This is a genomic window from Streptomyces finlayi, from assembly GCF_014216315.1.
Lineage (GTDB): Bacteria > Actinomycetota > Actinomycetes > Streptomycetales > Streptomycetaceae > Streptomyces > Streptomyces finlayi_A.
This window is the reverse complement of the sequence record NZ_CP045702.1, coordinates 5415235-5435138: the sequence shown is the minus strand read 5'-3', so window position 1 is coordinate 5435138 and position 19904 is coordinate 5415235. Positions and strand designations below refer to the sequence as shown.

At 67.3% G+C, this 19904-nt stretch carries 19 protein-coding genes; 4 read left to right on the top strand and 15 right to left on the bottom strand.

Going from position 1 to position 19904, the window contains the following annotated elements; all coding sequences use genetic code 11:
• Nucleotides 1–274: 274 nt before the first annotated feature.
• The 7 genes from obgE to F0344_RS24950 all read right to left on the bottom strand — a co-directional run bounded on the left by obgE (nucleotide 275) and on the right by F0344_RS24950 (nucleotide 4462).
• On the bottom strand, nucleotides 275–1711 hold the full coding sequence (gene obgE, locus F0344_RS24980; RefSeq protein WP_185300904.1) for a GTPase ObgE: 1437 nt from the start codon (nucleotides 1709–1711) through the stop codon (nucleotides 275–277).
• A 134-nt stretch (nucleotides 1712–1845) separates the two neighbouring features.
• Nucleotides 1846–2103: a 50S ribosomal protein L27 gene (gene rpmA, locus F0344_RS24975; protein WP_015608479.1), complete on the bottom strand. Its 258-nt coding sequence runs from the start codon at nucleotides 2101–2103 to the stop codon at nucleotides 1846–1848.
• A gap of 14 nt (nucleotides 2104–2117) precedes the next feature.
• On the bottom strand, nucleotides 2118–2438 hold the full coding sequence (gene rplU, locus F0344_RS24970) for a 50S ribosomal protein L21 (protein ID WP_185300903.1): 321 nt from the start codon (nucleotides 2436–2438) through the stop codon (nucleotides 2118–2120).
• A 207-nt stretch (nucleotides 2439–2645) separates the two neighbouring features.
• Nucleotides 2646–3083 carry a PIN domain-containing protein gene (locus tag F0344_RS24965; protein ID WP_185300902.1) on the bottom strand — a complete coding sequence of 146 codons (438 nt, stop codon included), beginning with the start codon at nucleotides 3081–3083 and terminating at the stop codon, nucleotides 2646–2648.
• Entirely contained in the window at nucleotides 3080–3355 is a 276-nt protein-coding gene (locus tag F0344_RS35190) for a ribbon-helix-helix domain-containing protein (RefSeq protein WP_219732151.1), read from the bottom strand. Before F0344_RS35190 ends, F0344_RS24965 begins: the two co-directional genes overlap by 4 nt.
• Before the next feature lie 44 nt (nucleotides 3356–3399).
• Nucleotides 3400–3600, bottom strand: coding sequence for a DUF397 domain-containing protein (locus F0344_RS24955; protein ID WP_185300901.1), 201 nt, complete (start codon nucleotides 3598–3600; stop codon nucleotides 3400–3402).
• 13 nt (nucleotides 3601–3613) lie between these two features.
• Nucleotides 3614–4462 (bottom strand): helix-turn-helix domain-containing protein, encoded by an 849-nt coding sequence (locus F0344_RS24950; RefSeq protein WP_185300900.1) that lies wholly within the window; start codon nucleotides 4460–4462, stop codon nucleotides 3614–3616.
• 229 nt (nucleotides 4463–4691) lie between these two features.
• Between F0344_RS24950 and F0344_RS24945 the strand changes: the two genes are divergently transcribed.
• Nucleotides 4692–5171 carry an ATP-binding protein gene (locus F0344_RS24945; protein WP_185300899.1) on the top strand — a complete coding sequence of 160 codons (480 nt, stop codon included), beginning with the start codon at nucleotides 4692–4694 and terminating at the stop codon, nucleotides 5169–5171.
• Between the two features lie 414 nt (nucleotides 5172–5585).
• Here F0344_RS24945 and F0344_RS24940 read toward each other — a convergent pair whose 3' ends face one another.
• Entirely contained in the window at nucleotides 5586–5861 is a 276-nt protein-coding gene (locus F0344_RS24940; RefSeq protein ID WP_258050102.1) for a hypothetical protein, read from the bottom strand.
• A gap of 533 nt (nucleotides 5862–6394) precedes the next feature.
• Here F0344_RS24940 and F0344_RS24935 point away from each other — a divergent pair.
• Nucleotides 6395–7012, top strand: coding sequence for an acyltransferase (locus F0344_RS24935; protein ID WP_185300898.1), 618 nt, complete (start codon nucleotides 6395–6397; stop codon nucleotides 7010–7012).
• A 73-nt stretch (nucleotides 7013–7085) separates the two neighbouring features.
• Here F0344_RS24935 and F0344_RS24930 read toward each other — a convergent pair whose 3' ends face one another.
• On the bottom strand, nucleotides 7086–8246 hold the full coding sequence (locus F0344_RS24930; protein ID WP_185297065.1) for an RNA-guided endonuclease InsQ/TnpB family protein: 1161 nt from the start codon (nucleotides 8244–8246) through the stop codon (nucleotides 7086–7088).
• 26 nt (nucleotides 8247–8272) lie between these two features.
• Between F0344_RS24930 and tnpA the strand changes: the two genes are divergently transcribed.
• Both tnpA and F0344_RS24920 read left to right on the top strand, forming a co-directional pair.
• Nucleotides 8273–8701, top strand: a complete 429-nt coding sequence (tnpA, locus tag F0344_RS24925) for an IS200/IS605 family transposase (RefSeq protein WP_185297066.1) — start codon at nucleotides 8273–8275, stop codon at nucleotides 8699–8701.
• A gap of 560 nt (nucleotides 8702–9261) precedes the next feature.
• Nucleotides 9262–10482, top strand: coding sequence for an acyltransferase family protein (locus F0344_RS24920; protein ID WP_258050101.1), 1221 nt, complete (start codon nucleotides 9262–9264; stop codon nucleotides 10480–10482).
• A gap of 77 nt (nucleotides 10483–10559) precedes the next feature.
• Here F0344_RS24920 and F0344_RS24915 read toward each other — a convergent pair whose 3' ends face one another.
• From F0344_RS24915 to F0344_RS24890, 6 genes are all read right to left on the bottom strand, one after another.
• Nucleotides 10560–11843 carry a nucleotide sugar dehydrogenase gene (locus tag F0344_RS24915; protein ID WP_185300897.1) on the bottom strand — a complete coding sequence of 428 codons (1284 nt, stop codon included), beginning with the start codon at nucleotides 11841–11843 and terminating at the stop codon, nucleotides 10560–10562.
• Nucleotides 11844–11847: 4 nt separating this feature from the next.
• Nucleotides 11848–13473, bottom strand: a complete 1626-nt coding sequence (locus F0344_RS24910) for a glycosyltransferase family 2 protein (protein WP_185300896.1) — start codon at nucleotides 13471–13473, stop codon at nucleotides 11848–11850.
• Nucleotides 13470–15050 carry a glycosyltransferase family 4 protein gene (locus F0344_RS24905; RefSeq protein WP_258050100.1) on the bottom strand — a complete coding sequence of 527 codons (1581 nt, stop codon included), beginning with the start codon at nucleotides 15048–15050 and terminating at the stop codon, nucleotides 13470–13472. Before F0344_RS24905 ends, F0344_RS24910 begins: the two co-directional genes overlap by 4 nt.
• Before the next feature lie 20 nt (nucleotides 15051–15070).
• Complete coding sequence (locus F0344_RS24900) at nucleotides 15071–17659, bottom strand: glycosyltransferase family 4 protein (protein WP_185300895.1); 2589 nt, start codon at nucleotides 17657–17659, stop codon at nucleotides 15071–15073.
• 105 nt (nucleotides 17660–17764) lie between these two features.
• Nucleotides 17765–18775 carry a Gfo/Idh/MocA family protein gene (locus F0344_RS24895; RefSeq protein WP_185300894.1) on the bottom strand — a complete coding sequence of 337 codons (1011 nt, stop codon included), beginning with the start codon at nucleotides 18773–18775 and terminating at the stop codon, nucleotides 17765–17767.
• Nucleotides 18772–19890 carry a DegT/DnrJ/EryC1/StrS family aminotransferase gene (locus F0344_RS24890; protein WP_185300893.1) on the bottom strand — a complete coding sequence of 373 codons (1119 nt, stop codon included), beginning with the start codon at nucleotides 19888–19890 and terminating at the stop codon, nucleotides 18772–18774. The genes F0344_RS24895 and F0344_RS24890 overlap by 4 nt, the downstream gene beginning before the upstream one ends.
• Between the last annotated feature and the right edge of the window lie 14 nt (nucleotides 19891–19904).

The following is a 19904-nucleotide window of genomic DNA, read 5'->3' as shown; positions in this document are numbered from 1 at the left end:
CGGAAACCCGTAGTTCACCGCCTGGCCAGGGAGGTTGGCCTCTGCCGGGGGTGTACGGGCAGTGACCGACTCCACAGACGTGTTACCCAATCCGCACAGCTTTGGCGCCCAACACCGGTCGCCACCAGGCAATTGCGGTGAGCGTGACGGTGAGCGTCCGTTCCGACACGGGAAATTCGGCCTCGGTGTGGTGTGCGTGAGGCCCGCCGCGCACCGCTTTCGACGGTGCGCGGCGGGCCTCACGCAGCTCTCTTCGCCAAGCAGATCGCTTCGCTTAGAAGGGATCGAACTCGTCGTACTCGCGCTGCGGGTCGTCACGCTCACCCTCACGGTCCCGGCGGCGCTGCGCGGCAGGCCGCGGCGCCTCGAGACGGTGGTCCTCGCCACGACGGCCCAGCATCTCGGCGCCGGCCATCATGGACGGCTCCCAGTCGAAGACAACCGAGTTCTCCGCGGAGCCGATGGCCACGGCGTCACCGGCGTGGGCACCCGCCTTCCGCAGCGCGTCCTCGACGCCGAGGCGGCTGAGCCGGTCGGCGAGGTAGCCAACGGCCTCGTCGTTGTTGAAGTCGGTCTGCTGAATCCAGCGCTCGGGCTTCTCGCCGCGCACCCGGTAGATGCCCTCGTCGTCGAGCTTGACGGTGAAGCCTGAATCGTCGACGGCCTTCGGACGGATGACCACGCGGGTCGACTCCTGGGCCGGCTTGGCGGCGCGCGCCTCGGAGATGATCCCGCCGAGGGCGTACGACAGCTCGTTCAGGCCCTTGTGCGCGATCGCCGAGACCTCGAAGACGCGGTATCCGCGGGCCTCCAGGTCGGGACGGATCATGTCGGCGAGGTCCTGGCCGTCCGGGATGTCGACCTTGTTCAGGGCGACGATGCGCGGCCGGTCCTCAAGACCGCCGTACAGCCGCAGCTCCTCCTCGATCATGTCGAGGTCGGAGAGCGGGTCACGGTCCGACTCCAGCGTCGCGGTGTCCAGGACGTGCACCAGCACCGAGCAGCGCTCGACGTGACGCAGGAACTCGAGACCGAGACCCTTGCCCTGGCTGGCGCCGGGGATGAGGCCGGGGACGTCCGCGATGGTGTAGACGGTCGCTCCGGCGGTGACGACACCCAGGTTCGGGACGAGGGTCGTGAACGGGTAGTCCGCGATCTTCGGCTTGGCGGCCGAGAGCACCGAGATCAGCGAGGACTTGCCGGCGCTCGGGTAACCCACGAGTGCGACGTCCGCGACGGTCTTGAGCTCCAGGACGATGTCCCGGCTCACACCCGCCTCGCCCAGCAGTGCGAAGCCCGGGGCCTTGCGGCGGGCGGAGGCCAGCGCGGCGTTGCCGAGGCCGCCACGGCCGCCCTGGCCGGCGACGAAGGTGGTTCCCTGGCCGATCAGGTCGGCGAGGACGTTGCCCTCCTTGTCGAGGACGACGGTGCCGTCCGGGACGGGCAGCACGAGGTCCTGGCCGTCCTTGCCCGAACGGTTGTCACCCGCGCCGGGCTGGCCGTTGGTGGCCTTGCGGTGAGGGTGGTGGTGATAGTCCAGCAGGGTGGTGACGGACTGATCGACGACGAGGATCACGTCGCCGCCACGGCCGCCGTTGCCCCCGTCGGGGCCTCCGAGCGGCTTGAACTTCTCACGGTGGACGGAGGCGACGCCGTGGCCTCCGTTACCTGCGGCGGCATGCAGCTCGACGCGGTCCACGAAGGTGGTCATGGTTGGTGCCTCCAGGTAAATACGGGAATGTCTCTGTACGTAACACGCCGAGGGCGGACCCGCTTCCCCGAAAACCCCGGGAAAGCTGAGATCCGCCCTCGGAAGGTGCTGTGTCGTTCTGCGCGCGCCGGAAATCAGACGGCGAGCGGAACGATGTTCACGACCTTGCGGCCACGGTGCGTACCGAACTCCACCGCACCCGCGGTCAGCGCGAACAGCGTGTCGTCGCCGCCACGGCCGACGCCCGTGCCCGGGTGGAAGTGGGTACCGCGCTGGCGGACCAGGATCTCACCGGCGTTGACGGCCTGACCGCCGAAGCGCTTCACGCCGAGCCGCTGAGCATTGGAATCGCGCCCGTTCCGAGTGGACGATGCGCCCTTCTTATGTGCCATGTCTCCTCAGTCCCTTACTTCGCAGCCGCGGGGATACCGGTGACCTTGATCGCCGTGTACTGCTGGCGGTGACCCTGGCGACGGCGGTAGCCGGTCTTGTTCTTGTAGCGAAGAATGTCGATCTTCTCGCCCTTGTGGTGGTCCACGATCTCGGCCTGAACCTTGATCCCGGCAAGCACCCAGGGGTCGCTGGTGACGGCGTCGCCGTCGACCACGAGCAGCGTAGAGAGCTCTACGGTGTCGCCGACCTTGGCGGTGGGAATCTTGTCAACCTCAACGATGTCGCCGACAGCAACCTTGTGCTGGCGACCACCGCTGCGCACGATGGCGTACACGCGGATCTCTCTTTCGCTCGGAACGGATCCCCTGATGCCAGCCGCTCGCACAGGCCGAAGCCCACGACGATCCGGAAGGATGAGCGGCCTCTCCACGGCAGCCGACGCGAACGCCGAGGCCAGGAGGGAAGTGCTCAGGGGTAGGCGCAGGTAAACACGCCGAGGGTCAAGGCTACGGGGCGGGGTGCGGGGGGTCAAACCGGGTGGCTACAGATCATCCGGCAGGACCCTGAAAGCCTTGTGCGCGGTGAGCGGCCGGACACTCCGAAAGTCCCGTCGGTCAAAGGTCAGCACCGCGTTCGTACGAAATTCCGAAGCAAGTACGACGTTGACAGCGTCCGCCAGGTCGAGGTCGAGCGCGGCATATCGACGCATGACACCCCGGGCTGTGCCGAGCATGCCCCCGGTGACCTGCGGAAACTGAACCCTGGCACGCCGCTCCTCCTCGACCAGGCCGTCCAGAAAACCGTCCCGCACAGTCGCGCCGCCGATCCGGCGCAGAAGTTGGTCCGCTTCAGCCAGGACCAGCGGCGAGAGGACGATGAGGCCGGCTCGCTCAAGGACCCCCCTGCTCGCTTCCATGTCGGGGTGACTCTCGTCCACGGAGGCCAGCAACGCCGACGTGTCCGCCACGATGACGATCACGTACGGGGCCGCCCCTTCGTCTCCTCATAGGCCCGCGCCTTCTCGTCCCAGATCCGGTCGAACTCCGCCCCAGCGCGCTCAGCGCCCTTCGGATCGCCGCTCCGGAACGTGGGAAAGGCCAGCGGCGCATCCCATGTCCGCTTGGACAGCGCGGCCAAGTGAATGGCTTCGCGGATGATCTCCGCCTCCGCGATGCCTTCGCGCCCTGCCGCTTCCTTGATTATGGCGAGGTCTTCCGCGTCGGCGTAGACCGTCGTTCGCTTGAGTCCCATGAACGTATGGTACCCGTTGTATACGTCCGTGCGGCGGCAAGCATTCAGGCAGGCCCGGCGCCTTCGAAGGACCCCGCGACCATGGCATCCAGGAAGCGACGCAGGGCCTGGGGCGTCGTGGCGACGAGGGTCGCGGGGGCCTTGCTGTCGCGGAGGCGGACGGTTCCGTCGGGGGCTGCGGCCAGGCAGACGCAGTTCGAGGCGTCGCCGCTGTACGAGGACTTCCGCCACTGGTAGTCAGACACTTCGCTCTCCTTCTCAGAGTTCCCGGGCAAGCCGGTGGATGAAGTCTCGCGACTCAGCCGGCGTAAGGGCTGCGGCTTCCGTCCGGTCGAGGACCGAGCGGTACTTGTCGAGCTGAGACCTCGCGTCGAGGAATTCACAGCCGTGATGGGTATCCAGTTGCACGGTGTCGAGCTGGGGAACCGGCCCGGCCAGATAGTCGACGGACTGGCCGGTGCCGACGAAGCCACTCCCGAAACAGACCACCCGAACGGTGATGTGTTCGCGCTCGCCCATATCGAGGACGTTCCGCAATTGGGACCGCGCGATATCAGCGCCCCCGACACCCATGCGTAGCGCAGCCTCGTGGATCAGCGCGGTGTAGCGGACCGGCCGGTCTCCGTGCAGGATCCCCTGCCGCTTGATGCGGTGCGAAAGACGGTGCTCCACCTCGTAGGGCAGCAGGGGCGGAGCCACATCCTGGAAGAGCGCTCGCGCATGGTCGACGGTCTGAAGCAGCGCCGGAATGTGGATGACGAGGCTCACCCGCAGGCCCACCGCGTGGTGCTCAAGTTCGGCGAGGTCGACCAGAGCGGCCGGAAGGTGCTCGCGATACTCGTCCCACCACCCCCGCGTACGTCCGCCGGTCATCGCGCAGAGCGCCTCCACCAGCGACTCGTCGGCGCAGTCGTAGCTGCGCGCGAAGGCACGCACACGTTCGGCACTCACCGCATAGCGCCCCGCTTCGATGCTGCTGACACGGGCTTGGTTCACGCCCAGGAGCGAAGCGGCGGCAGTCGACGTCAGACCTGCGTACTCACGCAGCTTTCGCAGCTCAACGCCAAGCCGCTGTTGCCTGAGGGTTGGGGCAGCACTTGGGGGCACGACTCTCCGTTCTACGTACGCACGTCCGTGGCGCGTCACCCACACGTGGGAAATTGAGATGAATCCCCATGATTCATTGGCAGGTATATCAATATCCGCTCTACGGTGTGTCCCACAGCCACTCGACCGGCCCGGCCCTTCAGCCGGAAGCGCACCGCTCATCGCGACACTGCCACCGCACGGCCCCGCCGCCGAGTGATCCAACTCCACCTCCCCGCAGGGGACTTCCGTGGACACCGTATCGCCGCAGACACCCTGGTCGTACGTACTCCAACTCCCACACGACCCCCGCGCACCAAGGGTGGCGCGCACGATACTGCGGGCCGTACTCGAGCTCCACGGACCGACAGAACTGCGCGACACCGCCGAGCTGTTGGCATGCGAGCTGGTCACCAACGCCTACCGACACTCGGGCGGCCAGTCGACACTTCGGCTGCGCCACACGGAGGACGGCGGCCTACGGGTCAGCGTGTGGGACACCAACCCCCTGATCCCGGCCCCGTTCGACAGACCACCCGGGGCGCTGACGCTCCTGTCGGCCCTCTCCCCCGCCGCCGACACCGCCGAGGGCGGGCGCGGACTACTTCTCGTACAAGAGTGCGCCGACAACTGGGGCGGATACCCACTCGGCGACGACCTCTTCGGCCGGAGCGGCAAGCTCCTCTGGTTCGAGCTCACACCCAAGCGGGAACTGGTCAGCGCGGCCTAACGCATCCGGGCCGGGCAGGATCGAGGCCTGCGCGGAAGGGGGCCTCGCCGGTCGGGCAGCTTCGCTGGACCAGGGTTCCCCCGGGGGTCCTGGTACGCCTCCGGCGACCGGGCGGCGAGGCCCTCCCGCGCCCCGACCACCTATCGGAGCCGCACCCGCACTCGGCCTCCTCCCCTCAGGGAGAGGGCCAGGGCCTGCGGCAGAGCCCCACAACGGTCTCTGCCGACCGGCGTTGGGCGCCCGGACCGGCGGGGCTGCCGCCAAGCTGGGCGGAGACAGGAGCGGGCGGCGGCGCCGCGAGGCCGGAGCGCGCACGGGCCCGCAGCAGTCGCCTCAATCAGGCGCACTCCGGGTGACGCCGGTCGGCCGCGTTGAACGCCGCAGCCAGGGGTCCGGTGTCCAGGACCGTGGCAATCACGCCAAGTCGCCGAAGCGCTCGCGCATCCGCTCGCGGATGTAGTCGTCGTGCCGTTCAGCCAGATCCTCTGGGCCATTCACGCTGCCGATCAGGGCCAGCAGCCCGGCCGGGACCGACTCCTCGTCCTCGTTCGCGTCGACTACCGACAGCGACTGGGCAACCTGGGACAGTTCCTCATCCTGGGTGACGAGCAGGCGCAGACGTCGCACCTGGGTCGGGGAGAGCCGGTCCACCAGGTGGTGCATGTCCTCGTAGTCGAATGCAGCGGCCACGCCGGCAGTGTAGGACGGTGCCGCGGCCTCGGACAACTGGATCCGCAGAGGTTCACCCCCGCTGGCGTGCGGGCAGTCGCCCGCTACACCGCCGTCGCCCACCTCTACCTCATCCCCGGCCTCGGACGGAAGAAGCTCGCCAAGCTCACCGCCAAGGACGTCCGCACCTGCTCAACCAGCTCCGCACCACCTGCCAGTGCTGCACGCGCGGTATCGATGCCGGCCGCGATGAGCACCGCTGCTGCGCCGCCGGAACGTGCTGCTCCAGGGTGGGCGCCCCGGACGCAAGAAGCCCGCAGGCCTTCGTGATCATGGTTGTTCTCTACGCAACCGATCACGAAAACGTCATGGGTCGCGGCGCCGAACCCAGACACCGGCCTGCGCGAGAACGGCGAGAGGGCACTCGTCTTCGCCGCCGGGACCTTCCAATGGCCGCTCGCTCTCAACGAGCCGGAGCCAGGGGTGGTGTGGGCGGCCCGCCTGGCCAGGATCGTAAACTCTGCGGCAAGTCCGCTCTTTGGAAGGCGCACCACGTGAACTACAGAGTCCAGCCCACCGCCCAGGTCGACGAAAGTGCCGAGATCGGCGACGGCAGCAGTGTCTGGGAGCTCGCGCAGATCCGTGAAGGTGCACGGCTCGGCGAGGGCTGTGTGGTCAGCCGCGGTGCCTACGTAGGCACCGGTGTGCAGATCGGCGACAACGTCAAGATCCAGAACTACGCCCTCGTGTACGAGCCGGCCGAGCTCGGCGACGGGGTCTTCATCGGCCCGGCCGTGGTGCTCACCAATGACCACAACCCGCGCTCCGTGGACCCCGAGGGCAAGCAGAAGCGCGGCGGGGACTGGGAGGCCGTCGGCGTGAAGGTCGCGGAGGGTGCTTCCCTCGGCGCGCGTTCCGTCTGTGTCGCACCGGTACGGATTGGGCGCTGGGCCATGGTCGCTGCGGGCGCCGTGGTCACCAAGGACGTACCGGACTTCGGTCTGGTCGTGGGTGTCCCGGCCCGTCGGATCGGCTGGGTGGGCCGGACCGGGGTGAAGCTCGTCGAGCACGCGGCCGAGCCGGGTGCCTGGGAGTGCCCGCAGACGGGCGCGCTGCACGACGAGAGGGACGGCGTTCTCACCGAGCGAGTCGGCCAGGCACTGTCAACTTGACCCGGCCCTGAAGGGCCGGGCTTGGAGGTAGAGCCCAACTGGCTGCGGGGTTGTCTCCTCCGTCCAGACACCCCTATGGGGTGGCAGGGACGCGTGACTCACGCCCCGCAGTCCACACAGCTTTGCCCTTGCGGTCGATGTTGTGGGACGCATTGTCGTCCGCGTTGACGAGGAACCCGCAGGCCCTGCACGCAAACGTCGCTTGATCGACTCGGTTCTTCCGGTCGGTGTGTCCGCACTGGGAGCATCGCTGGCTGGTGTACGCCGGATCGACGTACACCAGCGGCACCCCGGCCCGGCGTGCCTTGTACTCAAGGAAGGAGCCGAGCTGGTGGAAGCTCCACGAGTGCAGTTGTGCCCGCTGGTCCTCGCGGAGCCGTACCCGCTCGCGGATGCCCGTGAGGTCTTCCAGGGCGATACCGCGTCCGGTGCGTTCAGCGGTGGTGACGATCTTCTTCGAGATGATGTGGTTGATGTTCGCGGCGTGCCGTGCCTCTTTGCGGCTGCGGTGCTTCAACCGGCGCTTGGCTGACTGGGTGCCCTTGGCCTGGAGCTTGCGGCGGAGTTCGATCTGCCGCTTTCGGTGTCGATTGAGGCCGCGCCCGGCGGCTCGGTAGCCGGTGGAGGTGGTGGCAATGTTGACGATGCCCAGGTCCACGCCGATGAACCCGGCCGGGTTCTCATTGACCGAGGCTGCGGGAACCTCGCATACCGCGATCAGGTAGAACACTCCGTCGCGTTCGATCAGATCCGACTCGCCCTTGCGGTACTCGCGGAGCGTCTTGAGCGCATCCGGGGAGCAGGCGAAGCGGACATCCTTCAACCGTCCGACTGCGCTCCAGATCGACACCGTCTGTGCGTCGTACTGCCAGGACAGGCACCGGTCGTCGTACGGGTGCGCCGCATCCGGCCGGAACGCGATGGGCTTCGACTCCGCCTTGACGCGCCGCTTCGACCCTGGCTTGCCCAGGTTCCCGGCCCGGATGTTCGCCTTCAGCGTGGTGTAGGCGTCGCGGACCTTCTTGATCGTGTGCTGGGCGGCCTGCGCTCCGAGACCGGAGGCTTTCAGCTCGGCGTAGGTGTGCTTGCGCAGTTCGTACTCACGCGGTACACCGTGTGCGAACGCGACACCCGATACCCAGGTGGCGCGGTCGTTGACCGTGCGCAGGGTCGCACCGATGGCCGGCGCCTGTACGGCATCCGGCATCAGCTTGACCTGCACGACGATCTTCATGCGGAGCATCGTACTACAATTGACCTATGTCACCACGCTGGGAACCAAACCCCAATATTCACAGGGGTCGAACGGTTGTCCACACTCTCCATGCTCATTTGGTCTTCACACCGAAGTACCGGCGCGGACCCTTCACCGACGAGATCCTTCGCCGCTGCGAGGAGGTCATGCGGTCCGTCTGCGCCGACTTCGAAACGGAGCTGGTCGAGTTCAACGGCGAACGCGACCACGTGCACCTTCTCGTGCACTATCCGCCCAAAGTTTCCATCTCCAAGCTGGTGGGCTCCCTCAAGGGCGTGTCCGCCCGCAGGCTTCGCCAGGAGTACCCGGACCACATCCGCCGCTACCTGTGGGGCGCGCACTTCTGGTCGCCCTCATACTTCGCGGCGAGCTGTGGCGGAACACCGCTGTCCGTCATCAAGGAGTACATCGAGCAGCAGAAGCGTCCGTCGTGACCTGCGGGTCAGAGCAATCTTGAGAAGCGATTCCTCCCGGGCCTGAAGGCCCGGGGTTCCTCGCTAGATCCCGCTGAAGAGCTTCAATGTACTGACACCTCGCCCCTCCGACGAACGGCTCGTCGGCCTCACGCGCTGGGCAACCGCCCGGCTGGTACACATCAAGAAGCCGGTTCTGGCGGAGAGAGTTCTCGGCATGGCGCCCACCGCATCCAGGACTCCCGCACCAGGGCTGACGCGCTGACATCGGCTGCGGAAGCTCGGCACACCCTCGGATGCGTACCCCGTCGTCTCACTCAGGCATACGCAGCCGAGTGGTGTGCGCCGGCCGGCGCCACAAGGCCGGTCGGTGAAGCGCTGCCGCCTCCTCCGCCGCCAAGGCATTGATGCTCGCCTTCCGCCGGGTCGTCCGTCTCGACGGCCTCACTTCCCCGCCGGTCACCGAACCTGCCCGAACGGTCAGCCGTCTCTCCCCCAATCATGGCGGAGTGAGCCACCCCGGCGAAGCCGACCGGCTCGCGGCGGGCACCCGGTCATGGACTGGACACACGCTCCTTAGGATGACCGTGACAGCACCGGCCAACGGTGCCCAGTGCAAGCCGAACGAGGCCGACATGCCACAGACCGAGGTTCTGGCGTCCAACCAACCGACGAGCGCCGCAACAACCCCTGAATTGAGCGCCCGCCCGGCCCCGGCGCCACGGTTGCATGCCCTGGACGCGCTGCGGATCGTCGCCGCGATGGCCGTGCTCGCCTTTCACTTCACCGGGGTGGACGCGGCAACGAAGGCCAACTGGGGGGTGAATCCCAAGGAGTTGTTCCCCTGGCTCTTCCCGGTGACCTCCTACGGTTCCTATGGTGTCCAGCTCTTCTTCCTGATCAGCGGCTTCGTTATCTGCCTGTCCGCTTGGGACCGCACGCCCGGCCAATTCGCAAGGGCCCGGTTCCTCAGACTGTTCCCCGCGTACTGGTTCTCGGCTGTCGCCGCTTTCGTGGTGTGGCGGGTGCTGCCGGACGGATCACGGACCGGTCCCAGCATCAGCGAGTCATTGACGAATCTGACGATGCTCCAAGTACCGCTGTCCGCTCAGCATCTGGTGGGTGCGTACTGGACGCTGTGGGCTGAGCTCACGTTCTACCTGATCTTCCTTCTGGTGATCTGGAAGGGGCTCGACTACCACCGTGTCAGCGTGTTCTGCTGGCTCTGGCTGCTGAGCAGCGTGCTGATCCAGCAGGACAACAACCAAGTCCCGCTTCTCGGGATCTTCGCCCAGCCGCTCAACACAGCTCTCTTCGTCGGCGGCATCGCAATGTACCTGATATACCGATTCGGCCCAGACCTCAAACTGTGGGGCCTGCTCGCCGCAAGCTGGCTGGTCATGCAGAGCGACCTGGTCCAGCATGCCGACACGCTGCGCCAGGACAAAGGCATGGACCGGCAGCCCTACATCGCGCTGACGCTGGTGACAGTCTTCTACCTGCTCGTCCTGGCCGTCGCTCTCCACAAGCTCGACAGGATCCGCTGGACCGGATTCGCCACCCTTGGCGCGCTCGTCTACCCGCTCTACCTGCTGCACGAAGAGCTGGGATGGGCGTTGATCCGGAACCTGTACGGACCCCTGGGGGCCTGGCCCACGCTCCTGGTGACCACCGCGGCCATTCTGATGGCGGCCTGGCTGCTGCACCGGCTGGTGGAACGTCCGTCGCAGCGCTGGCTGCGCGCACGGTTGGAGCGGGAGGCACGCGAGGCGTCGGGCCGTGCCGAGCGGACCACTGTCTGACGCGATTGCAGCCGGACACACACAGGGCTCCAACCGATCACTGCCGGTCAGAGCCCCGTGTGCATAGCTGAAGGTGATCAGCCGCCGATGACGACGCGGCGGACGCCCTCCCAGTTCGCCGGGTCAGTCGTCCGCCGCCCGTCGACCAGGACGCGGACATCCGGGAGGTCCGCGGCGGCCAGTTCGCGGTACTCGGCGTGGTCCGCCTGGAGGATGACCGCGGTGACGGCCTGGCCCTCGTGCGGGACGAGCCCGTGCGCGGTGAGTTCCTCGGGGGTGTACATCGGGTCCGAGACGAACGGCATGGCGCCGCGCGCCTTCAGCGCCTCGACGACGCCGAAGACGCCGGAGAACGCGGTCTCCTTGACGCCGCCGCGGTAGGCGGCACCGAGCACCAGCACCCCGGCGCTCTCCAGGTCGCCGTAGGCGGCGGCCAGCAGGTCCACCGCGTACTCAGGCATCGCGGCGTTGGCCTCGCGGGCCGAGCGCACGACGGTCGCCTCCGGGTCGTTCCACAGGTACATCCGCGGGTAGATCGGGATGCAGTGGCCGCCGACGGCGATGCCCGGCTGGTGGATGTGGCTGTACGGCTGGCTGTTGCAGGCTTCGATGACCTTCTTGATGTCGATGCCGGTCTTGGCGGCGAACCGGGCGAACTGGTTGGCCAGACCGATGTTGACGTCGCGGTAGGTCGTCTCGGCGAGCTTCGCCAGCTCCGACGCCTCCGCCGTACCCAGGTCCCAGACGCCGTTCGGGCGCGGCAGGTCCTCGCGGTCGTCGAAGTCGAGGACGGCCTCGTAGAACTCGACACCGCGCTGCGCCGAGGCCTCGTCGATGCCGCCGACGAGCTTCGGGTAGCGGCGCAGGTCCGCGAAGACGCGGCCGGTGAGCACCCGCTCCGGGGAGAAGACCAGGTGGAAGTCCTCGCCCGGGGTGAGGCCGGAGCCCTCGGCGAGCATCGGCGCCCAGCGCGTACGGGTCGTACCGACCGGCAGGGTGGTCTCGTACGAGACGAGGGTGCCGGGCTTCAGGCCCGCGGCGATGGCCTTCGTCGCCGAGTCCATCCAGCCGAAGTCCGGGGTGCCCTCGGCGTCCACGAAGAGCGGTACGACGACCACGACGGCGTCGGACGCGGCGACCGCGGCCGTCGTGTCCGTCGTCGCGGACAGCAGGCCCGCGGCCACCGTCTCCTTGAGCTTGACGTCGAGGTCGTACTCGCCGGGGAACGGCTCGGTGGCCGCGTTGACCAGCTCGACGACCTTCTCGTTGACGTCCGCGCCGATGACCTTGTGGCCCTTGGCGGCGAACTGCACGGCGAGCGGAAGACCGATCTTGCCGAGCGCGACTACACAGATGTTCATCGGGTTACTTCCTCTTCAGCAGCCTGGACAGCATGCGACGCAGCCGCGGAACCGCGCCGCGCTTGCTCTCCCACAGCGGAGCCGTGGTGATCACGAGCCGACCCTTGGTATTCGGGCTTGCCGAGACGCGGTACGGGTTGGTCTGCCCCCACCGGCGTGCCAGCGGCATCGGCAGCCCGTCGGTCCGCACGGGAATCTCATACGTCGAGCCTGCCACGTCGGCGTAGACGCGGACGCCTCGCTTCGACTTGACGGGCTGAATCGGGATGCGGCCACGCAGCAGAGTCGCCTGCCCGTCCTCGGTGACGCGGCGAGTGAACTCGCTCTCCAGCGCGGGAAGCCCGTTTCCCGGGGGCAGTCGGCGTGCCCCGGGCTTGTCCGCGCTCTTGGGCATGGCACCCGTCATGAGACGCACGGCGGCGGAGCCGGTGTCACCCACGACTCCGATCCGTACCGTCAGGTCCAGGCGCAGGTCATCGCCGGTCTGGTCCCACTCCGCGCTGACCAGCTCCGTCCCCTTCGCCAGCCGTCCGGGCACCGCCTCGCCGACCAGTTCGTAACAGCGGTCCGAGAGGCCAAGTGCCTGATCGCGGAAGCCCGGGTAGCGGGCGAAGGCCCGGCCGTCCTCGAGGTGGAAGGACGGCGCACCGTTCTCCGCCTCCTCGGTGATCGCCCGGATCAGCTCGTCTACGGCACCCGCCTGCGCCAGGCAGATCCGCACCCGGCGCTTGACGTCCAGAGAGTCCCGCAGAGCGTCACTCAGGTATTCGTCGGCGAGCGCGGCGACACCGGCGCAGACCTCGCGGCGGGTCTCCGGTTCCAGCGCTGGGAAGTCGTCCTGGACGAGCTTGGCGAGCTCCCAGGTGAAGTGCCGCTTGAACAAGGCGTCCCGCTGCGGGCCGGCATCGACAAGAGAGGCCACATGCTTCATGATCGCGGCCGTGCAGCGAAGGCGGGCGAGGTGATTGGCCCGGTACGTGATGTTGCTGGCGTCGCCGCGCTTCACCGCGTAATAGAACGTGTAGTCCGAGAGGACCGAGATCTTGCCGGCCCTGACACACGCCTCGATCGTGAATGGCTGGTCGCTGCCGACCGGCAGATCCTCAGGAAAACGCAGGTGATGCTTCTCGACCAACTCCCGGCGGAAGAGCTTGGTGTTCGCCAACGTGAAAGGCAGACTCGAGTCGTACAGACTGATGTCCGGATCATTCTTCGCGTACAGCTTCTGATGGACGTAACGGCCGTTGGTTCCGACCATCTTGCCGATCACCACGTCCGAGCCGTGCTCGTCCGCGTAGGACACCATTCGCTCCAGGGCTTCCTTGCCCAGGTAGTCGTCAGAGCCTACGAAGTACACGAAGCGGCCGGTGGCCACATCCAGTGCCCGGTTGCTGGGCGCTGCGGGCCCGCCCGAGTTGGCCTGGTGGATGACCTTGACCGTGCCGGGATACCGTTCGGCGAACCGGTCGAGCTCGGCGCTGCTCTCGTCGGTCGAACCGTCGTCGACCGCCACGACCTCGAGACGGTCCAGGCCGATGCTCTGCCCGACGAGGGAGTTCAGACACTCCGTCAGGTAGGGCATCGTGTTGTAGACGGCGACCACCACGCTGACGTCAGGGACGATCGTCATAGTCTCGCCTTCGCCTTTGCAAGGTCGGAGAGCAGGGTGGTGTAGAGCCCGTCGAGAATCTCGGCCTGCCTCTCCCAGGTCCAGGTATCGAGCAGTCCTGGCTTGTCGTACGCGGCGCGGTACCGCTCCGGGTCGGCGAGCACCTGCTTGATCGCACGGACCAGCTCGGGAATGTCCTCTGCTGTGCAGACCTCGCCCTGACCGGTCGAAAGGGTGACCTCGGACATGGTCTTCACATCGCTGACAACCAGTGGCAGCCGAGCGTGCGAGTACTCGAAGAACTTGGTGATCAGAGCGATCTCGTGGTTGGGCCAGTGGTGGATCGGGATGCAGCCCGCATCCGCCGCGGACAGGAACGCCACAACCTGCCAATGCGGTACGTACGGCACCGCATGCAGGCGGTCGCCCGCTCCCAGTTCCTCAGCCCTGGCGAGGAGGCCCTTTATGTAAGCGGCGGCCGGGTTGGGCACGACGAATGCCATGTGCACGCCGTCCAGATGTGGCAGCGCCTCCACCATGTCGCCGAGACCACGCTGAGGGCCGGGCGAACCGCTGTAGACGACCAGCGGAACGTCCGGACCGATGCCGCACAACTCCCGCAGATTCGGAACGGGTTCGGCTTCGTCGAGCGGCACTCCGGGGCGGTCGGGTGCGTTGAGCACGACCGTGGGCTGATCGTTCAAGGAGTGGCGCTCACGCAGCAGGTCGGCAAGGCCCTCGGAGACGGTCACGACCGCGTCAGCGTACGGAGCGTACTCGCTCTCGTGTGCCGTATTGCCCGGAATCCAATGGGCGTTGTCCTCCCATGGACGCACGCCGGGCAGAAACTCATGCGCATCCCAGACCAGCTTGACCTGACGGCCCGCCGCCCTCGCGCGGACCATGGCGCGGGCGCCGACTCCGAGCATCCGGAAGTCATTGGCATGGATCAGATCGGGCTTGAGGGCCTCGATCTCCTTACCGTACGTAAGCTCGTAGTCCCACAGAGCCGGTTCGAGCCTCCGCCAAGCCCGCTTCCCCTTGGCGGCCTTCCATGACGCGGTGAACACCCGGTCCAACGGCCCCTGGAGCCGACGGCCGGCCTTCTGCATCTCTGTGGACTGCCGTGAGCGGTAGTCGATCCAGCGCTGCATGAACCTCGAAGCCGGTCCGGCCACCGCAAGACGGGCAGCCTCCACATTCCGGAACATCGGCGTGCCAACCGCCTGCGGGGCCACCTTGAGTGCATCGCGACGCGTCGTGACATCTACCCGCCAGGCCTTCGCCCACTGTCTGCGGTAGGCAGCGAGAGGGCCGGGCGGATACGCCAGTGGACGACGCAGCAGCGAACGGTGGCGCTCGGCATGCCGCTTCGCCAGCGGTGTCTTCAGCGCCAGCAACCGCACCTCAGCGTTGCCCAGCTTCCAACTGCGCCCTTTGCCGCTGCGCACGAGACCGAGCAGTGTCACGTCCCAGCCGGCTGCGGCCATGGACTCCGCGGCCTTCTGCACCCGCGAGTCGCCCTCGACCTTGTTATCGACCAGCATGACCACCCGGCCCTTGCTGGGCCTGTCGCCGCCGACTTCCTGCGTCTCCATCAACAACCTTTCTGGACCAGTCACTTGAGAAAACCGCTCAGTACCTGCGCGGTCCAGTGTCCATCGTGATAAGTGCGGGCGAACTCGACCGAGGCACGTCCGATGGAAGCGGCTTCGTCCCGGTCGTCGATCAGAGAACCCAACACCTCGTGCAAGGTGTCGGGGGTGGCGCTGACGATAGGAAGGGCACCATGCGTGGTGGCCTGCACCGCATCGCTGATGTAACCGATCACGGGCCTACCGGCTGCCATCGCCTCCACGGCGAATGTGCCATAGCTGCCCGTAGTGAACTGGTCGAGGACCACGTCGCTCTCCTTGACCAGTGCCTGCATCTCGGCCCAGGGAATGCCCTCGGCGAGCCTGAAGTCAATCACGCCCTTGTCATGCAGTTCGGTGAGCACGGGCATGATGCGGTCCGTACCCTTCGTCCAGCGCTTGGAGGGAGCGTGCAGCACGATGGGTCGCTTTCGCACCATCACGGGCTCATCGGTCGCCCACGATGCGACATCCACGACGAGCGGCGCCCACTTCGCGGTCGGCAAGTCATCGAGAAGATCGGGAGTCGTGACGTAGAGCGGCAGTCCGCATTCATCGGCGGTCCGACGGTTGACTTCCGCCTTGTCCTGAAGCTTCTTGGCCACACCTTCCGGAGCATCCCGGAACAACGAGTACTCGTGCCGTTCCAGATGCCGGGCCGGGTGCCGGATATCGCTGCCGTGCGACAGGAGCGCCACCTTGATACGAGCCTTGCGCAGTGCGGCAAGATCGCCCGCGACCGTGTCGCCGTTGAGCCCTCCGAAGACCGGCATGAAAGCATCGACGATCATGTGGGTGTACCGCCCCACAACTCGCTTCACCTGCTGAAGCTGAACGTCGAGGTCACCGAGTCGGGCGGCGTCGACGTACACGTCTGCGGGATAGTCGAACGTGTCGACACGCTGATTCATCACGACTTCGACGGAAACATCAGGGTTTGCCTGTGACAGGGCTTGGGCGAAGGCAGCTCCCTGACCGGCGTAGTTTGCTGGTCCGACGCCCAACTTGACCCGCGTGGACCCGAGCGTGTTCCAGACCGGCGCTCCGGCTTTGCCGCTGTTCGCACCCATCCGCTCGGCACCCGGGGACTCCTGGAGCGTCCACGGCACATCCGCCCGCGAGACCGGCGGGGTCTTCTTCGACAGCGTGCGGTACAGCTCCAGCAGCCCGGCGCTCTGATGCTCCCAGGAGAGCTCCTTGAGCACAGCCTCGGTGATGCGCTCGGCGAGCTCGCGGCGGCCCTTCAGGGCGCGGGACGCGGCAGCCACGAAACTCGTCGGATCGTCCCACGTGAAAACCTCGCCGAGCCCCTTCTCCTCCACGTATGCCTTGATCACACGCACATCGCTCGTAACCAGCGGGAGGCCGGCCTGAAGGTACTCGGAAACCTTCGTCGGAAGGGAGACCTCACAGTTGGGGACCCGCCTGAAGGGCGTCAGACCGATATCCGCGGAGGACAGATAGTCGGCCACCTCGTGCGGCGCTACATAGGGCACCAGATGGATGCGGTCTCGCACGCCAAGCGTCGCGGCAGTTGCCAGCAGCTCCTCCAGCAGCGGCGTCACCCGGCTGCAGACAAGCGCCAAGTGCACACCGGGGAGCTCGGGGAGTCCGTCGATGACCGCGTCCACCCCTCGCTCAGGGCCCAGCCATCCTGAGTACACCATGAGCGGAACCTGAGGATCCAGGCCACACACCTCGCGGACGGACGACCGCACCGCTCCGGACCCGATCACCTCACGGACCGGGGAGTTGCCCACCACCAGAGGCAGCCGGGAAAGCTTGTGGTCATCCTTGAGCAGTTCGGCCAGCTCCGTGGAGACGGTGACGACAGCGTCGGCACGACCGATGAACTCGGCCTCGGCCGCGGGAATGGCGCAGGCCTGCCGCGGGTTGGGCCACTCGACACCGCGGACGTACTCGTGCGCGTCATAGAGCCAGGCACAACGATGCCCGCTCGCCCGGAGCCGCGCGGCGCTGCGTGCAGCGGTCACGATCATGGTGGCGTCGTTGGCGTGGATGACGTCGGGCTTGAGTTCCTCGATCACGGGACCGAAAGCCAGATCCAGATCCACCAGCTGCGGCCAGTCGAGGCGCCAGTCACGGACCGGGACCCGGTCCTTCGGCGTTCGGCGCTGTTCCCACTTGAAGGCGCGGACCCGCAGCCGATGAACGGCACGACGGGCACGCAGTGCGGCCTTCAGCAAGGCTCGACGAGGCGGCTCCGACCAGGTGGTTTCGGCAGACGTCTGACGTACCCAGGCCCGGTAAGAGGCACGGTAACGGTTCAGCGCCGCCTGGTCGTGGATGCGGAACTGAGTCACGGCACCGCGCAACGGATGGGCCTTGCGGGACTTCACCGACTTCACGAACTCCGAGGTCACGGGAACCCTGATCACCTCGATCGGGCCCATCCTGGACCGCTGGACCTGTTTGGTGTCGCTCCTCCCGATCAACGTAACGTCCCAGCCGTCGCGAGCTGCCGCCACAGCTGTCTTTTGGACCCGCGAGTCGCCCGTGATGCCGTTGGCGACAATCACTGCAAGCCGCGGTCGGCGGGCAGGGGATTTCATTGGGTACTTCCTCCGGTGCAAGACAAACGAGCCGGTACCCTCTTCGCACTCCATGGAAGTGCGAAGAGGACCGGAGTGACGAGCAGTACGCCCACTGTTGGGAAGTCAGCCCGCCGCACTGTCGGTATCCAGCCGAACAGTTACGCCACTAGCAGCCGACTCCAGGACCGATGCTGCCACCTCCACCGTACGCAGACCCTGCCGCAGGGTGCAGATGTCGGCCGGTTCCCCCAGCACAGCGTCCCGGAAGAGCTCGTGCTCGACGAGCAGCGGCTCGCGCTTCGGGATCGCGTAACGGATCATGTCGCCCTCGGAGACACCGCGGAACGCGCGGAGCGCCTCCCACTCGGTGGTCACCGCGGCGTTGGAGTGGAACGTGAGGTCGGCGGTGAGGGTGTCGGCGATGAAGCAGCCGCGCTCGCCCGTGACCGAGGTGAAGCGCTCCTTGAGCGGGCTCAGCCAGTTGACCAGGTGGTTCACAATCGTGCCGTCGGAGAGCTTGCCGACGGCGGAGACCATGTCCTCGTGCGGGCGGCCGGACTTGGACACGGTGTGCGCGGCGATCGAGGTGTACGTCTGGCCGGTCACCCAGCCCGTCAGGTCGATGTCGTGCGTGGCGAGGTCCTTCACCACGCCGACATCGGCGATGCGGTGCGGGAAGGGTCCCTGGCGGCGGGTGACGACCTGGTACACGTCACCGAGCTCGCCGGCCTCCAGGCGGCTGCGCAGGGAGAGCAGCGCCGGGTTGCAGCGCTCGATGTGGCCGACACCGGCCACCAGAGCGCGCGACTCGAAGGCGTCCACGAGACGGCGGGCGCCCTCGACGGTGTCCGCGAGCGGCTTCTCGATCAGGGCGCAGACTCCGGCGTCGGCGAGCTGCAGACCGACTTCCTCGTGCAGCCCGGTGGGGCATGCCACGACGGCGTAGTCGATACCGAGGGCGAGGAGCTCCTCGACCGTGGACAGCACGGGAGCGCCCTGCGCCCAGCCGTTCTTGTCCCCCATCGGGTCGACGACACCGACCAGCGTGACGCCGTCGAGAGAGGCGAGCACCCGGGCGTGGTGACGCCCCATGGAACCGAGGCCGATCAGTCCGGCCTTGAGTACGGCGGTCACAGCTCGGCTCCCAGGGTGTTCACGGCGTCGGCGATGCGCTCCAGGTCCCGCTCGGAGAGCGAGGGATGGACGGGCAGCGAGACGACCTCGGCGGCGGCGCGCTCGGTCTCCGGCAGGTCCCACGTGCGGCCGGCCTTCTGGTCCGGCTCCCAGTAGGGCCTCAGCCGGTGGATCGGCGTCGGGTAGTAGACGGCGTTGCCGACGCCCGCCTCGGTGAGCACGGCCATCGCGGCGTCGCGGTCGCCCTGGATCCGGATCGTGTACTGGTGGTAGATGTGGCGTGCGCCCTCGGCGACCGGCGGGATGGTCACGGCCGGGGTGGTGATGTGCGCGTCGAGGTACGCGGCGTTGGCGCGGCGCTGCTCGGTCCAGCCGTTGAGCTTCGCCAGCTGCACACGGCCGACCGCTGCGGACACGTCCGTCATACGCATGTTGGCGCCGACGATCTCGTTGGCGTACCGCTGCTCCATGCCCTGGTTGCGCAGGAGGCGCAGGGTGCGGGCGAGCTCGGCGTCGGCCGTGGTGACCATGCCGCCTTCGAGGGAGTGCATGTTCTTCGTCGGGTAGAAGCTGAACGTTCCACCGGCTCCGAAGGCACCCACCGGCGTCCCGTTGAGGGCGGCGGCGTGCGCCTGGCAGGCGTCCTCGACGACGGCGAGCTTGTGCTTGTCCGCGATGGGCATGAGCTTGTCCATCGCCGCCGGGTGACCGTAGAGGTGCACCGGCATGATCGCGGCGGTACGCGGCGTGATCGCCGCTTCGACGGCTGCCGGGTCCAGGCCGAAGCTGCCGGGCTCGATGTCGGCGAAGACGACGTCGGCGCCGACGAGACGGACGGCGTTGGCGGACGCGGCGAAGGAGAACGAGGGGACGATCACTTCGTCACCCGGGCCGATGCCCAGCGCGAGCAGCAGGAGATGCAGTGCGGAGGTGCCGGAGTTGACGGCGACGCAGTGGCGGCCGTCGACCACCTCCGAGAAGCCCTCCTCGAATGCCGCCACTTCTGGCCCTTGCACCACGCGTCCGCTGCGCAGCACGCGTACGGCGGCCTCGATCTCTTCCTCACCGATGACCGGGCGGGCAGCAGGAATCGGCTGCTCGTTGATGCTCGTCATGGACGTCCTCCTTG